Consider the following 15227-nt stretch of genomic DNA (forward strand, 5'->3'; position numbering starts at 1 on the left):
ATATTTGCGGGACGTGCAGTTCCCATGTCGCGCGAGGCCTGCCTTTGGCTGATCGTGTTGCTTCTTTGGTGTACGCACCGAAGGGAGGACAAGCGTATGAGTTCTTGCGGCAGTACAAGTCTCCGTTTGTCGGCCCCACGCATATATCCACGATGCAGTCGCTGCTCGCGGTCGGGCTGCGAGCACACACACCCTGCGCGATTGCGCTCGCGCCATCGTGTTCGCAAACCGACTGGGCGGTCGTTCCGTCGACACGGGGACGGTCGCAGTTCTCCGATATGGTCACGCGGCTGGCGAAGAACCCGCGCAGCCGCGTGCCGGTCGAATATGTAGGCAGTCCTGGGGTGCGAGCGCTGGATCCGAGCGCGTGGGCGGTCCCGGCCAGCGTGCCGCCGCACCGCCAGCTGCTCCTCATTGACGATTCCTGGGTGAGTGGGGCCCACGCGCAGTCGGTCGCATCCGCCATGAAGATGGCAGGGTACGACGAGGTGTCTATTCTGACGGCGGGTCGCGTGCTCGAGCCGAGTTACGGTGCGAACAAGACTTTCATTGACGGCCTGGGCGCACCGTTCGACTGGCGATGCTGCCCGTGGACCGGAGGCGACTGCCCTGGCTGAAAGAACGAAATCGCGGTTATCCACAGTTTGCTGGTACGTTCTTGAATAGGTAATCCCTTGGTGCGAAATGCACATCTGCGATGAGGATGATGAGAGGGAACAACGGTGAGTCCTGCAAGCTCGAGTCTTCCGCGCGACGTGTGCGATGCATTGCACGCAACAGACGCATCCTTGCTTGGAGTTGGTAGTTTTGGGGAAACCTGGCGCGTATCCGATCCGCTGTCATACTCAGGTGTCTTTGCGGTCAAGCTGTTGAAAGCCGAGCAGTTTGACCCGAGGTTATTGAAGCGGGAAACTGAGGGGCTCTCCGCTTCCTCGCATCAAGGAATCTTAAAGCTTCACGACACGGGGAGAGTTGATCTTGCTGGTGAACCTCGTCATGTACTGATTTGTGAGTTCATTGATGGGAAGTCAGTTTCTGCTGCAGCGAGTGAGGGCTTACCGACGACTGACGAGGTAAGAGGATTCGCGCTTAGCTTGCTCAGCGCTCTGGTAGAACTGCACAGTGCGGACCGCATCCACCGTGATTTGAAGCCAGACAACATTATGCTTCGGAACGGTGATTGGGCGGAAGCCGTCATCATTGACTTCGGTCTTTCGCGGCCGGTTGATGGGGGCACAATGACCTTGTATCCGCAACGTGTCGGCAGTATTCCTTGGATGTCGCCGGAGCAATTGCGGGGCAGTAGAGCTAGAAAAGCCGCGGATGTTTGGGCGTGTGGGGTGATTCTCTACCAACTTCTCACTGGACGGCACCCCTTCTTTCACGGTTTGGATCTTCGCGAGATCTTGAATGATGAGGACGAGATTCTCGATCTCGTTTCTGGTCCTTCTCCTTCCCTGCCATTTTCAGTGCCTGAAGACTTGGCGCGGACAGTGAGCCGAATGCTAACGGCTGAACCACTTGGCGCGAGAGGTAGTGCTCGTCGTGCTTACTTGGATCTAGAAGGGAAGAACTAGTGGTGAACGGTTCTTGGGCAGGTGCAGATATCCAGCGCTCCTTGTCTGGTGATGTTCCGTTGTATTTGATTCACCGCAGCGTGCAGCAAAATCAGCGCGTACCTGAGGTCATGTCTGAGATCGCTAAGGCCAATGGAGATCGTCTTGGGCTAGGGGTTATTGCACGCTTGCCAGCAATGACAAGGAAGACTGCGGAGTCGTTTGCTGTAGAGACCTCAAACATTCCAGTACGGATTCTTGATCCTGACCTATACTTGCATCGAGCGTGGGGCTGGCACGACGCGCCCGAAGCAAAGTCGCGTTGGCGGGACTGGAAGTACTTTGATTCGCGTCCTGAGCGTGTGAGCTCTTCTTGGGTAAAGACCGTACTAGATGAGCAGCGTGGCTTAAACGCTTCGGTACTTCTGAGTGCATCGGGGTGGGTGCCTGAAGCAAATGGTCAGCGCGCGTTGCAGGACACGTTGAATTGGGTCCGTGAAAGCCGGCAGCAGGCGGGAGACAGCCGTCTGTGGGTAAACCTTACTTTTGACTCCGCTTGGCTTTCGAATAGGACGCTTCGAAACTTTCTTATCGAAGAGATAGTGGAGAGTAACGAGCCCGACTGGTATCTGCGATTTTGGTGGCCTGAAGTCAGCCCTAGGTACGGGCAGCTGACCGACGAGAGTATCGTCCGAGGCTATCTGGAGCTTGCCTATGAATGCGACAATGAGGGCAAGCGGCTCTATCTTCCTAATTCAGGACTTACTGGATGGTTGCTCTCGGCCAAGGGTTCGGCCGGTTTTTCTACGGGAACTGCTTGGGGTGAACAAGCATTTGCACGCCAACGGAAGATGGGTCGCCAACCGGGATCACAGACCCCGCCGCGAATCCCACGCTTATTTGACCCCCGGGTTCTACACACGCTTCAGTACTTGGAATACGAAAGGCTTGACGAGCTGGCTCGTCATAGCGAGCCAGACTCCGTATACCTTCAAGAGGTTCGAGAATCGGGCCACACGCCAGAACTGGCGGGACTGCACTACTTAGCTGTCGTAGGTGATCTCACTGCGAAGCTCAACGCCCGAAATCCTCAGAACGCCGCAGCGCGGCTCGTCCGGCAAGGGTTGGACTTTATGGGGAGCCTAAACACGGTTGACACGCTGCAAGGACCTAACATGCCAGTGCATCTCGGGCTTTGGGATGAAGTGCTTCGCTAGGAACTTGTGACCGTCCAAAAACTGGATAGATCTGACCTTCGCGAGTTCCCCGTTGCACCATGTCGAGGCATCGTTCTGCGAGGAGCTGTTTCCCGACTTGTGTGGCGGTTGCAGGCCGTCGGCGTGGGCGGGCAGCTACCTCAGTTCTGCCGCTTGTGCGGTCTACGAGGAGTACGCCAACTCCACCATTGCTGATTTGGGGCAAGTAGGAATTGAATGCGCCAAAAGCTGACCTCTCGAGGGCCATATAAGCTGCGTCAGCGGATCGCGATTGGGTACGAGCCTGGCTGAGCGCGGCACGCCAATCACGTAGTTTGGCTTCCACGGTTACGACGCGTTTGCCTACCCAGCGGGCTTCTGGCTTCCGCCGGACTTCGCCGCCTCCATAGTGAAGCCAACCTAGTTCTACAAGCATCGGAACGACGGCACGCCTCATGTAATTACTTGAAGTGCCAACGAGTCTTGCAAGCTCGTCGACGCGGAGACTGCTGCGTCCGATTGCAAAAACCGCTCGAACCTCTAAGTCTGTCGTTAAAGGTCGTACTCCGAACTCCCTACGAATAGTGATGGCTTCCGGTGCAAAACGCACCGCTGCCAGATCCGGTACGCCTTGTGCAGCGGGTACCTCGGTGAACACTTCAACTGGAGTTTCACGTTCATGCCGAAAGGCTAGGCGCGGTAACGCGTTCCGGATTTGGGGCACCATGTCGGCTTCGAAACGGAACTTGAGGCTTGGGAGGCTCCGACTTTGAGTTCTTGCCATACCATGCCCTTTTCAAAGATTCTTGTTCCGCCTACGTCAGTCACCTGAGTTTCGTTCGATCCATCAATCATAGTTTCGGACCCAAGGAACGGCATCATGCCAGCCGCATCGGTGCTGAGGTCTGTGTGATTCTGTACCGCTTAACCTGTGACTGTGTACTTCGAGCTCTCCGCGATCCCTTGCGGCACAAGGCCTTCCGGATTTCGTGAAACACCCCACGAATGGAAAATGGCCTCTGACCTGGGATTCGGTTCCCAAGGTCAGGGGTCATTTTCGTTGGAAGTGCTGGATGCGGGCGACGCCTCGCATCAGGAGCGCCGAGCTACTCGCTCGACGTTGCCCTCGTGGATGTATGCGACCCATTCCCAGCCGGGTTTCGGCTGTGCGACACGGGGATCGGAGATGGGTCGTCCGTCGCGCAGGGCCTCGATGTATGCCCGGTCGAGGGCGATCCGCGCCCGCAGATCTTCGGAGTCTCCCACTGAGCCGTGGCCCGGCACGACGACGTCTGCTCCGGCCGATGCGTCTTCGAGGAGTTGCAGGCCGTGGAGATAGTCTCGCAGCGGATCGGGGGCGTCGCCGTAGAGATTCGGCATCGGCACGAGCACGTCGGAGAGCATGTCGCCCGCCACGAGTACGCGGTGCTCTTCGATGAGCAGGGCCGCGTGGCCTTCGGCATGACCTCGGTGCTCGAGGATGCGGATGCTCGGGCCGGTCCACGGGATCCTGGTCGCGTCTCGGGGCAGCGCGGTCAGCAGCCCGAACAACTCCAGCGGAACGTCGTCGGCGATCTCCGGCGGCAGCCCCTCGGCGATCCGGGTCTGCCAATCGGGCTGCGCCAGCAGCTCGGCCAGTACGGCAGCGGCCCGCGCCGTTCCGTAGCGCGGCACCTCGCCGAGGCTCGGGTGCCAGAGCGCATGATCCCAGTCGGGGTGGGTTGCGAAGCCCGCGACGACCTCGAGGCCGAGCGAGCGCACACCGGCCGCGAGGTCGGTCAGCTCCTCACTCGTGAGCCCGGGATCGATGACCAGCGCCTCCGATCCGTCATCGACGATGATGGAGTTCGTCGCTATGCATTCGCTGGTGTGCACGTGCACGCCCGGGGCGATTCGGGTCAGCATCAGCGCACCCCGCCCTCGAGCAGGATCGAATAGTGCCTCATGGTCACGCCGGAGGCGAATCTCGCCTCATCGAGCAGTTCCAGGTCGAACGGCCGATCGTAGTCGTCGAACAGTGTGCGTCCGAAGCCGAGATAGGCGGGATGCGTCCACAGCAGCAGTTCGTCGAGCAGCCCGGCGCGCAGCAGCTGCGTCGCGAGGCTCGCACCGCCGACGCCGATCCGGCCGTCGGTAGCGGCGCGGAACTCGGCGAGCCGCTGGATGGCGTCGTCGCCGATGATCCGCGTGCTGTACTCCGCGCTGGTGCGGGTTCGGGAGACCAGGATCTTCGGCTTCTCCTTCCATATCTCGCCGTACTCGCGGAGGAAGTCGGGCAGAGAGGGGTCGGAGGCGGAGTGCGGCCAGAACTCCTCCATGGTCTCGTAGAACACCCTGCCGTGAACGATGGCGGACACGTCGCGGGCGAATTCATTGGCGGCGCGGTGGAGCTCCTCGTCGATGCGGAGCCACTCGCCGGCGCCGTTGTCGCCCGGCACCTGTTCGATGCGCAGATCGATCGATACGTTCATCGAGTACACGAATCGGCCCATGGCGAGACCTCCCGATAGTGATTGCAATTTACAACCACTATCATCGATGCCAGGATGTCTGTCAAGGAGGAGACATGGAACCGATCAGCGCGGCGGCCGATGTGCTCGGCGACCGCTGGACACTGCTCATCCTGCGCGACATCGTGTTCGAGGATCGGCGCTACTTCCGCGCACTGCTGACCGGGTCGGCCGAGGGGATCGCGACGAACATCCTCGCGGATCGACTCGCGCGGCTTCTGGATGCCGGGATCCTCACTCGCGGCGCCGCCGGACGCGGCCAGCGCGCGCGCTACAGTCTCACCGAGGCGGGGGTGCAGACCGTCCCGGTGCTGCTCGCGTTCGCCGACTGGGGGCGGGACTGGAGGCCGACCGATACGGAAGCCGAAACAGAACGACGGCTCCCTGTGGACGAGCTCATGCGCGACCTCCGCGCCCGGCATGCGCCGGATGCGGAGACCTCGTGAGATCCGATCCCGCTGGGTAGGCTGGTCGCGTCAGCCTCGATGAGAGGAGGGGCCGCATGCTCGGCGAATCACTTCAGCGGCACGCGACCGCGCGCAGTGCGGAGCGGCAGGGCGTGGCTCCGGAACGCCCGTTCGGGCAGGGCGCGAAGGGGCGGGCCTGACGGGGCAGGGGACGAACCGATGAGTCAGGATCCGCTTTCGCTGTTCGAGCCCGACGACTCTGCGCGCCCGCTCGCGGACCGGCTGCGTCCGGGCACCCTGGAGGAGGTCGTCGGGCAGGAGCATCTGCTCGGCGAAGACGGGCCGATCAGGCGTATGGTCGCCGAGCAGCGACTCGTGTCGATGATCCTGTGGGGGCCTCCTGGGTGCGGAAAGACCACGATCGCGAGACTCCTCGCCGAGCGCACGAACCTCGTCTTCGAGTCGGTTTCTGCGACGTTCTCCGGCGTCGCCGATCTGCGTAAGGTGTTCGGCGCAGCGCAGAAGCGCCGCGAGATCGGGCAGGGCACGCTGCTGTTCGTCGACGAGATCCACCGCTTCAACCGCGCGCAGCAGGACTCATTCCTGCCGTATGTCGAGGACGGCACGATCGTGCTCGTGGGCGCCACGACCGAGAACCCCAGCTTCGAACTCAACGGGGCGCTGCTCTCACGCTGTCAGGTGTTCGTGCTGAGGCGACTCGACGATGAAGCTCTCGACACGCTCATCGAGCGGGCGGAACGCGCGATAGGGCGACCCCTGCCGCTCGAGGCGGAAGCGCGGCAGGCGCTGTTGGCGATGGCCGACGGCGACGGACGCTACCTGCTCAACCTCGTAGAGCAGTTGCAGACGGTGCACGAAACGCTCGACGTAGCGGGCCTCGCTCGGCTGGTGCAGCAGCGCGCCCCGCTCTACGACAAATCGCAGGAGGGGCACTACAACCTCATCTCGGCGCTGCACAAGTCGATGCGGGGCTCGGATCCCGATGCCGCTCTGTACTGGCTGGCGCGCATGCTCGATGGAGGTGAGGATCCGCTCTACATCGCTCGCCGCCTCGTCAGATTCGCGAACGAGGACATCGCCATCGCGGATCCCCAGGCCGTGCACCAGGCTCTTGCCGCCTGGGATGTGTATGAGCGCCTCGGTTCACCCGAAGGGGAACTCGCGATCGCGCAAGCCGTCGTCTATCTCGCGACCGCGCCCAAATCGATCAGCGTGTACCGGGGCTTCAACGCGGCGCGGAAGCTTGCGAAGCGGACCGGATCCCTCATGCCCCCGCCGCACATCTTGAACGCTCCCACGAAGCTCATGAAGAACCTCGGCTACGGGGAGGGTTACCAGTACGACCCCGACACCGAAGACGGCTTCTCCGGCGCCGATTACTTCCCCGAGGGCATGGAGCGGGAACGCCTCTACCGCCCGACGGGCAACGGCTACGAGCGGTGGGTCGGTGAGCAGGTCGCCGAGTGGGACCGGCTGCGGAGGCGGAAGCGGGCCCGAGGAGAGCGCGAGAGCGCCGAGGGTGGAGAATGACGAACCCACCGTGCCGGCCCGGAGTAGAAACCGCGGTTCTGATTTCTGAGAGAGGTTGATGATGCAGGCTTTGTTCACCGAGATCGTGAAGGGCGATATCCAGAAGGTTCGCGCTCGTATCGAGAAGGATCCTTCGGTTCTGAATATGGTTGCGTCGGGCAGTCCGAAGAAGTATGCGGGGCAGTCGCCCCTGCAGGTGGCGATCCGTTCCGAGCAGTTGGAGATCGCCGCCCTGCTGCTGCAGCGGGGCGCGGATCCGAACTTTATCGAGGAGTATGATGCGAATTCGCCGGGGGGATCGTGGGCGGCGCCCGTGCTGCACGACGCGGTGATGCTGGCGGTGCGGCGATCGCGGTGGCTGCGGCCCGTGACATTCGGCCGTCCGGTGACGGAGTGGAAGATGGTCGGTTCCCAGGCGGGTGCTGACGAGTCGTTCGCGATCATGGAGGCGCTTCTGGATGCGGGCGCGGATCCGAATGCCCTCGACTCGTACGGCAATTCCGTGCTCGGTCGAGCCGCTCTCGACGCTCGTCAGATCCTGCCGAAGCGAGAAAACGCGGAGGGCAGGCCGGTGAACAGCGAACTGCATCGCGACCTCTCGCGCATCTTCGAGGCGCTGCGCTCGCGCGGCGCTGACGTGGGACGCGTCGAGCCGAATCTCGGGATGTCCCTGCCCGATTATTACGCGCAGGAGCCAGTGGTCGCGTTCATCACGGGGGAGGCGGCCTGACGCCTTTCCCGGGGAACTCGAGACCGGCACATGGCTGCCGCGCCTTCGCCCGAGCGGACTTTCGCCGTGGGTTCGGCGCGCTACCGTTCGACAGCGCGACGCGAAGCCGCAGGGTAGTGAGGCGTGATAGCACGGGGTTGTCCCTCGCTGGATCACCCCCGTGCCGGCACCTCTCGCTCGGTCGAACGGCTCGCCATGCCAGCCCTGCCTCGCCACGCCAGGAGCGCGAGCGCGGTGCCGATGACGCCGATGGCGACGAGCACGAGCGCGACGGCGGGCAGGCCGATCGCGGCGGCCAGCACTCCGGCGAGCGGGTAGGTGAGCAGGAAGCAGGCGTGGGAGAGGGAGAACTGCGCGGCGAACACCGCGGGCCGGTTCTGCTCGGTGCTGCCCCGGCGCAGCAGTCGCGCCGACGGCGTGAGAATCGTCGAGGTGGCCGCGCCGAGCAGCATCCAGACGAGCAGCAGCGTCGCCCACTGCGCGGTGCCGTGCATGAGCGCGATCGCCCCGGCCGCGGCGAGGAGCAGGAGCGGAAGGGCGATCCCGCCCGCGAGCATGACGCGCCGGTCGGGCAGCGTGTCCAGGAGCTTCGGCATGCCGAGCGCGACGACCATCGATCCAGCGCCGTATGCGCCGAGCAGGAGCGCGACGTCCGGTTGCGGGCGCCCGAGGTCGCCCTGCACGAGCACGACGGTGTTGACGATCACCATCGCGGTGGTCGTCGCGACGACGAGGTTGAGACCCATCAGGCCGCGCAGCTCGCGGCTGGCCCAGAACACCCGCACCCCGCGTGTGAGACGGTCGAAGAAGGGTGCCGGCGGTGGCACCTCGATGTGCGGGAATCGAGTGGCGATCACGAGGGCCGCAGATCCGATGAACCCGATGACGGTGCCCACGAACAGTGTGTGGAAGCTGATCACGGTGAGGAGTGCGGCGGCGAGCATCGGGCTCACCAGCGATTCGAGATCGTAGGCCAGTCGCGACAGCGACAGGGCGCGCGTGTACTCCCGCTCATCGGGCAGTACGGAGGGGATGACGGCCTGGAACGCGGGTGTGAACGTCGCCGAGGCCGACTGCAGCAGGAAGATCAGGATGTAGATCTGCCAGGCCTCGGTCACGAACGGCAGGGACACCGCTACTCCGGCGCGGATCAGGTCGGCACCGATGAGGACGGGCTTGCGCGGCAGGCGCGCCGTGAGTGCGGTGGTGACCGGCGAGACGGCGACATAGGCGACCATCTTGATGGTCATCGCCACCCCCATCACGATGCCTGCCTCGCCGCCGGCGATCTCGAAGGCGAGCAGACCGAGCGCGACGGTGAGCAGCCCCGTGCCGAGCAGGGCGATGATCTGCGCGCCGAACAGCTTCGCGTAGCCCGGGTTGCGGAGAACGGAGATCATGGACGAGGCCTTACGGTCAGGGGTGGAGAGGAGCGAGGGATCACTGCGCTGGCGCGTGGTGATGGGGAGGGATCTGCCCGTTCGCGACCGCGTGCTCGGCCTGCTTGATCGCCTCGACCACCAGCGCCACGGCGTGCTCGTCGGTGAGGCGGTAGAGCACGCTCGTTCCCTCCTGCCGGGTGGTGACCATGCGCGCCATCCGCAGTCTGGCGAGGTGCTGCGATACGCCGGACGGCTTCTTCCCGACGAGCTCGGCCAGCGCGTTCACCGGCAGCTCGCCCTCCCGTCGCAGCGCGAGTACGATCCTGATCCTCGTCGGATCGGACAGCAGGCTCAGCACCTCGGCCGCGAGGTCGACATACTCCGAGGAAGGATTCAATCCGCAAACCTGCTTATCCGCATCCATACGCAGATATTAACACTCCGCGCACTAAGCTGGCCGAATGGCAGAGCAGACCCCGAGCGAGCGGATCCTCATTCAGCTCATCCTCGACAAGCTCGACCAGCTCATCGCCTCGGTCGGATCTCTGGACGATGAGCTGGCGAACTCGGCGCTGCAGGTGCCGGGGAGCAACTCTCCGATGCAGATACTGGTGCACTGCTGCGGGATGCTGCGCTGGTGGTCGTCGAGTGTGAACCTCGGTCTCCCGCGAATGCGTGACCGTGACGCGGAGTTCGAGACCCGGCTGACCGTCGACGAGGGGTTGGAGCTCGCAAGTCAGGCGCGGAAGGCCTTCTTGAGCGATGCAGCAGCCACGGAGTTGCAGCGACCTCCGAAGGCTATGCCCGGGGGTGGGGATGACGATCATCATTGGCTGGCCACGGCCGAGGGCGTGCTGCTGCACGTGCTGGAGGAGCTGTCCCAGCACCTCGGTCAGCTCGAGATCACGATCGACGTGCTGCGCGGGTCATCCTCGTTCGACGAGCGTTCATAGCCTTCGCCCTCGGCTTCACCTTAGCCTTAGCCCTCGCCTTCGCTCAGGAGGCGTCCGCGGCTCAGTGCTCAGTCGACCGGTGCGACTCGGATGCGGTTGCCGTCGGGATCGGCGATGACGAACGTGCGACCGAAGATGTCGTCGCGGATCTCCTCGACCACTGTGACGCCTCTGGCGCGCCACTCTGCGTAGACCTCGTCGACCTTCTCGCCCGATCCCGGCACCATCAGTCCCACCTCGGACAAGCGCGGGGTCTCGGAGGTGATGGTTTCGCCGTGGCGGCTCCAGAGCGCGAACAGCACTCCCGGGGCGATCTCGAACGCGACGTAGGCGGGGGCGACGAAGACCGGCTCCATGTCGAACAGTTCGGAGTAGAAGCGGGTCGAGCGCTCGGTGTCGGTGACGTAGATCAGGAACTGGTTGGGTGCACTCACGGCAGGCCTCCTTGCGAGCTGGGTAACGGTACATGACCTACACTGACACGGATAGAAGACAGTCCATGTCACCTTTAGGGAGAAAACTTCGTGGAACGTCCGCAACGGCTCCTCGCGCTCCTCGTCGCGCTGCAGGCGAACCGGCAGATGACCGCCGCGGAGCTGGCCGAGCAGTTCGGCGTGTCCAGGCGCACGATCCTGCGCGACGTCGAGGCGCTTGCCGAAGCCGAGATCCCCATCATCGCCGAGCGCGGCCGGTATGGTGGCGTTGCGCTGCTGCCCGGCGCTGAAGTGGACGTGAATCGTCTCAGCGGGAATGAAGCAGAGGTGCTCGAGCTCATCGGAGTGGATCTCACCCGCGCCAAGCAGCTCGGGATCGAGGCCGCCGCGCGCACCGCCGCGCAGAAGCTCGCCTCGCGCAGGCCTTGGCCCCACGGCGACCCCGCCGGCCTGCTCCCGCTGAGCGAAGTCGTCGCGATCGATAATGCCGCCTGGTTCACCCCTGGCGATTCCGCCGATGTGGCTGCCGTGATCCGTGATGTCAGGCGCGGCAAACGGCTGCGGATCAACTACCGCGCAAGCGGGCGGCCCGACTCCCGGGAGCGCGTTGTCGATCCGTACGGGGTGTTCTCCCGTGGCGGGCGCTGGTACCTCATCGCAGACGCCGGCGGGGAGCCTCGCATGTTCGCGCTGAGCCGGCTCCAGGCCTGGGCTGTGCTCGACGAAGACCGGCGGATCCGCACCGATCTCGCGCTCGCAGACATCGCAGCGAGCCTCGTCTCGGGTTTGGAGGAGCGTCACAGCATCCGCGTGACCGCCTTGCTCGACGCGAAGACCGAGGATATGGCCCGCCGCATCCTCGGCACCAGGCTGCTCTCGGTCGAGCCGACCGAGCACCCCGCCGAGGTGCGGATCACCGTCGGCTATGACCAACTCGCCGCCGTGCGCCAGCTCCTCCAGTTCGCCGACCACGTCGAGATCACGGACCCGCCCGAGGCACGTGCCCTCATCGCGGACCTCGCCACGACCCTCGCCTCCCGCCACCGCGATGCCGGGGTCGCGGGCTCTGGTGAGACCGCGGATGGATAGTTTCGTGTTCTCACCATCCCGACGCGGGCCTCTGCGCAGCGCGCCTTCGGGCCCCGACTCCGTTGTTCCGACCGCCGGCTCCCAGCGCTATTCGAGCGCTGCTCCGGGTTCGGTTCCGGAAGCGGTCGAGATCGCGTCCTCATCGATCTGCGGTTTCGGCAGAGCGAGGCAGATGAAGCCCACGAGCGCGGCGACGATCACCATGTAGAAAGCAGGCGCGAGCAGACTGCCCGTCGTGCCGACGAGCCACGTGCTGACGTAGGGGGCGGTGCCTCCGAACACCACGTACGCGATGTTGTATCCGAAGCCCGCACCGCTGAACCGGTTCTTCACCGGGAACAGCTCGACGAATGCGACGCCGAACGGGCCGAAATAGACGGCGAGCGCGAGGCCCAGCAGGGTTTGTCCCACGATAGCTCCCACCGCTGTGCCATTGCTGGCGAGCATGTACGCAGGGAGTGCGATGACCGCACTCAGCAGAGCCCCGACCACTAGCACCGGCTTGCGGCCGACCCTGTCCGAGATTGCTCCGGTGATCGGCATGGCGACGAACGCGAGCAGGAGGGCTATCGCGTTCGAGAGGAAGGCGACGGATGAATCGACCTGAACCGATTCCTGGAGGTAGGTCGTGAAGTACCCGGTCAGGGTGTAGAAGCCGAGACTCGAGAGGGCCGCGAGCACAAAGGCGAACACGACCGCACGGGGATTCTCGCGGATCGCCGAGAAGAGGGGGATACTGCGCTTCGCCGCAACAGGAGCAGCGTGGCGTTGCGCCTCGAATTCAGGCGACTCGTTGACGCGCCTTCGGATGTAGAGGCCGACGAGAGCGATGACGCCGCCGAGCAGGAACGGGATGCGCCAGCCCCAGGCGTTGTATGTTTCGTCCCCCATGAGGGAGGTGAGCGAGAGGACCAGTAGCGACGCGAACACCGCGGGCAGATTTGCGAACGCATAGGTGAACGCCACGAACATGCCGCGGCGCCGTCGCGGCGAGTGCTCGGCGACCAATGCGTTCGCCCCGGTCGTTTCGGCACCCGCGGACATGCCCTGCAGCAGTCGGCAGAGGAGGAGCAGGAACGCGGCGGTGACGCCGATCTGCTCGTATGTGGGCAGGATGCCGATGCCGAAGGTTGCGGTGCCCATGAGCAGGATGACCGCCGCAAGCACGTTGCGGCGCCCGATCCGATCGCCCAGGTGCCCGAAGACTATCGCTCCGACCGGCCGCATCACGAAGCCCACCGCGTAGACGGCGAAGGTCGCGAGCAGGGAGGCGATGCGGTCCTCGTTCGGGAAGAAGAGGGAGGCGATGACGGTCGCCGAGTATGCGTAGATGACGAAGTCGTACCACTCGACGAACTGTCCGATCGCCGCGGACGAGAGTACGCGGCGGATACGTCGTCGATCGAGATGTGCAGCGCCCTCGCTGCGTGAGCCGTTACTGGCCATGTCGTATACCTCCTTGTATGGTCAACGAGCGGTCGGAGACCAGCTGTAGCGTCGGTTCTCCAGGACGGGGAGGAGCCTTCGGGCCTCCGAGAGCACTTCGTCCCGCATCTTCGCGGTAATCAGATCGCGGTCCAGTTCAGCGGACGCGAGCGTGTCGCCCAGTGGCCCGTAGAGGGCGCTGCCGCCGATCGAGAATTCTCCGTGCTGGGTCGCGGCGGCGAGGAAGACCGTGTTCTCGATCGCTCTCGCCCGCGCGAGCGTCTTGAAGTGGAACTCCTTGCGATGGCCTACTACCCAGGCCGAACCGATCGCGAGGATGTCGGCTCCGCCGTCGACGAGCGCTCTCGACATCTCAGGGAACCGGATGTCGTAGCAGTTGAGCATGCCGATCCGCCACCCCTCGATGTCGAAGAGTCCGAACTCGGAGCCGTCGTCTCCGGCCTGGCCTGGCCGGACCGTGTTCGACTCGAGATATGAGTATGCATCGTAGAGGTGCACCTTGTCGTAGACCGCGACCGGCGTGCCGCCGCTGTCGAAGGCGACCATGCGGTTCCACGGTCGGCCGTCGTCGCTCGGCGCGTAGCCGGGGGCGATGATCGCCAGGTTCTCCTCTCGCGCGATCCTGGCGACGGTATCGAAGAATCGGATGCTGTGTCGACGGGCGGCCTCGGCCAGGTCCTCGACGGGCGAATTCCATGAGTACATCGACGCCTCGGGGAGGACGAGCAGGTGGCTTCCGCGTTCCGATGCTCGACGGGCCATGGAGCTGATCGTCTCGAGATTCTTGTCGACGTCGGTGCCGGCCCAGAACTGAGCGGCGCTGACGATGAGATCCGGACGCATTCGCCCTTCTCCGCCGTGGGGTGCGTTCGGTGACATGGGCGCCTCTCGATTCATCATCAAAACGATTTGATTACCGACTGTACGGCTAGCATGATCTTGTGTCAAACGGTTTTCCGGAAGGGCGGCAGCGAGCGGCTCCGACGATACGGGACGTCGCGGCCAAGGCCGGGGTTTCGATCAGCACTGTCTCGCACACACTGTCGGGCAAGCGCCCGATCTCGGAGGCCACTCGGCTCAGGGTTCTCGAGGCGATCGACGCGCTGAACTACTCGACCAACGCGCTCGCCGCTTCGATGAGGCGAGGTCGTAGCGGCCTGATCGGAATGATCATCCGGCCGCGCGACGCGATCCGGGGATCGCTCGGCGGCACCGACAACTTCCTCCGTCTGATCGGGGCGGCGGCAGTACGCGCGCTCGAGCAGGGGCTGGGACTCGTGCACGTCCCCAATACCTCTGACGGGTTCGACGCGACGCTACCCGTTGAGGGGTACATTGTCGCGAGTCCTTACTTCGAGGATGCGGTGCTCGTGCAAGCGCTCCGCACTGGCCTGCCCGTCGTCACGATCGATGGAGTGCCTGAGGACCCGAACGTCGATCCGGGGTGGAACGTGCGTGTTGACTACGAGAGCGGCGTAGCCCAGGCGCTCTCGCAGCTAACGGACCTTGAGCGGACCCCGGCCGCGCTCATCATCGGAACCGAGGAGAATCAGTGGCGTCGCGCCATTCGCTCTACTGTCGCGGAGGTGTACCGCGACCATCTGGAGCTCCTCACCGAGATCGAGCTCTACGAGGGCGAGGGCGTCGCGGGCGCGGCCGTCACCGCGGAGTCACTGCTCGATCATGGTTTCCGCCGATTTCTGGTGGCAGCGAGCCGCTTTGGCGTCGGCGTCTCGCAGGCGGCCCAGGCCCGGGGGCTATCGGTGCCGAAGGATGTCGAGATCGTATCGTTCACGGACAGTCGGATGGCCGAGGTGAACCATCCTCCGTTGACCGCGGTGGACCTCATGCTCGATGAGGCCGGTCATCGAGGCGTGGAGCTCCTGATCGCGCGGCTCGAGGGTCGCACCGTCGAGCCGCGCACGGTCGCAACTGAGGTGCATCGGCGCGGTTCCACGCGGTGACAACGGCGG

Annotated in this window: 16 protein-coding genes; 9 read left to right on the forward strand and 7 right to left on the reverse strand. The window is 64.1% G+C overall.

The genetic code is table 11. The features are described 5' to 3' along the window. The first annotated feature begins 104 nt into the window (after positions 1-104). The 3 genes from KVY00_RS09535 to KVY00_RS09545 all read left to right on the forward strand — a co-directional run bounded on the left by KVY00_RS09535 (position 105) and on the right by KVY00_RS09545 (position 2773). Positions 105-617 carry a beta/alpha barrel domain-containing protein gene (locus KVY00_RS09535; protein ID WP_223042740.1) on the forward strand — a complete coding sequence of 171 codons (513 nt, stop codon included), beginning with the start codon at positions 105-107 and terminating at the stop codon, positions 615-617. A gap of 105 nt (positions 618-722) precedes the next feature. Further along, complete coding sequence (locus KVY00_RS09540; protein WP_223042741.1) at positions 723-1577, forward strand: serine/threonine-protein kinase; 855 nt, start codon at positions 723-725, stop codon at positions 1575-1577. A gap of 2 nt (positions 1578-1579) precedes the next feature. After that, positions 1580-2773, forward strand: a complete 1194-nt coding sequence (locus tag KVY00_RS09545) for a hypothetical protein (protein ID WP_223042742.1) — start codon at positions 1580-1582, stop codon at positions 2771-2773. Positions 2774-3844: 1071 nt separating this feature from the next. Here the strand turns inward: KVY00_RS09545 and KVY00_RS09550 are convergent. After that, positions 3845-4657 (reverse strand): MBL fold metallo-hydrolase, encoded by an 813-nt coding sequence (locus tag KVY00_RS09550; protein WP_223042743.1) that lies wholly within the window; start codon positions 4655-4657, stop codon positions 3845-3847. Beyond that, positions 4657-5223, reverse strand: coding sequence for a dihydrofolate reductase family protein (locus KVY00_RS09555; RefSeq protein ID WP_255572582.1), 567 nt, complete (start codon positions 5221-5223; stop codon positions 4657-4659). Before KVY00_RS09555 ends, KVY00_RS09550 begins: the two co-directional genes overlap by 1 nt. 95 nt (positions 5224-5318) lie before the next feature. On the opposite strand from KVY00_RS09555, the gene KVY00_RS09560 reads away from it, so the two are divergent. The 3 genes from KVY00_RS09560 (at position 5319) to KVY00_RS09570 (ending at position 7950) form a co-directional block, all read left to right on the forward strand. Next, positions 5319-5708 carry a winged helix-turn-helix transcriptional regulator gene (locus KVY00_RS09560; protein ID WP_223042745.1) on the forward strand — a complete coding sequence of 130 codons (390 nt, stop codon included), beginning with the start codon at positions 5319-5321 and terminating at the stop codon, positions 5706-5708. 180 nt (positions 5709-5888) lie between these two features. Beyond that, on the forward strand, positions 5889-7220 hold the full coding sequence (locus KVY00_RS09565) for a replication-associated recombination protein A (protein WP_223042746.1): 1332 nt from the start codon (positions 5889-5891) through the stop codon (positions 7218-7220). A gap of 58 nt (positions 7221-7278) precedes the next feature. After that, complete coding sequence (locus tag KVY00_RS09570) at positions 7279-7950, forward strand: transient-receptor-potential channel family protein (protein WP_223042747.1); 672 nt, start codon at positions 7279-7281, stop codon at positions 7948-7950. A 152-nt stretch (positions 7951-8102) separates the two neighbouring features. Here KVY00_RS09570 and KVY00_RS09575 read toward each other — a convergent pair whose 3' ends face one another. After that, positions 8103-9350, reverse strand: a complete 1248-nt coding sequence (locus KVY00_RS09575) for an MFS transporter (protein ID WP_223042748.1) — start codon at positions 9348-9350, stop codon at positions 8103-8105. A 40-nt stretch (positions 9351-9390) separates the two neighbouring features. After that, complete coding sequence (locus KVY00_RS09580) at positions 9391-9756, reverse strand: ArsR/SmtB family transcription factor (protein ID WP_223042749.1); 366 nt, start codon at positions 9754-9756, stop codon at positions 9391-9393. A 37-nt stretch (positions 9757-9793) separates the two neighbouring features. Here KVY00_RS09580 and KVY00_RS09585 point away from each other — a divergent pair, with 37 nt between their 5' ends. Then, positions 9794-10285, forward strand: coding sequence for a mycothiol transferase (locus KVY00_RS09585; protein ID WP_223042750.1), 492 nt, complete (start codon positions 9794-9796; stop codon positions 10283-10285). 68 nt (positions 10286-10353) lie between these two features. Here KVY00_RS09585 and KVY00_RS09590 read toward each other — a convergent pair whose 3' ends face one another. Continuing rightward, positions 10354-10719 carry a VOC family protein gene (locus tag KVY00_RS09590; protein WP_223042751.1) on the reverse strand — a complete coding sequence of 122 codons (366 nt, stop codon included), beginning with the start codon at positions 10717-10719 and terminating at the stop codon, positions 10354-10356. Between the two features lie 90 nt (positions 10720-10809). On the opposite strand from KVY00_RS09590, the gene KVY00_RS09595 reads away from it, so the two are divergent. Next, entirely contained in the window at positions 10810-11808 is a 999-nt protein-coding gene (locus KVY00_RS09595) for a helix-turn-helix transcriptional regulator (protein ID WP_223042752.1), read from the forward strand. An 87-nt stretch (positions 11809-11895) separates the two neighbouring features. On the opposite strand, the gene KVY00_RS09600 is transcribed toward KVY00_RS09595, so the two are convergent. Further along, positions 11896-13254 carry an MFS transporter gene (locus KVY00_RS09600; protein ID WP_223042753.1) on the reverse strand — a complete coding sequence of 453 codons (1359 nt, stop codon included), beginning with the start codon at positions 13252-13254 and terminating at the stop codon, positions 11896-11898. 21 nt (positions 13255-13275) lie between these two features. After that, the gene (locus KVY00_RS09605; protein WP_223042754.1) at positions 13276-14133 is read right to left on the reverse strand and encodes a nitrilase-related carbon-nitrogen hydrolase; all 858 of its coding nucleotides are present in this window, start codon (positions 14131-14133) and stop codon (positions 13276-13278) included. Positions 14134-14195: 62 nt separating this feature from the next. Here KVY00_RS09605 and KVY00_RS09610 point away from each other — a divergent pair, with 62 nt between their 5' ends. Then, positions 14196-15218, forward strand: a complete 1023-nt coding sequence (locus KVY00_RS09610) for a LacI family DNA-binding transcriptional regulator (protein WP_223042755.1) — start codon at positions 14196-14198, stop codon at positions 15216-15218. Positions 15219-15227: the final 9 nt, after the last annotated feature.

It is taken from the genome of Leucobacter tenebrionis (genome assembly GCF_019884725.1).
Classification (GTDB): domain Bacteria; phylum Actinomycetota; class Actinomycetes; order Actinomycetales; family Microbacteriaceae; genus Leucobacter; species Leucobacter tenebrionis.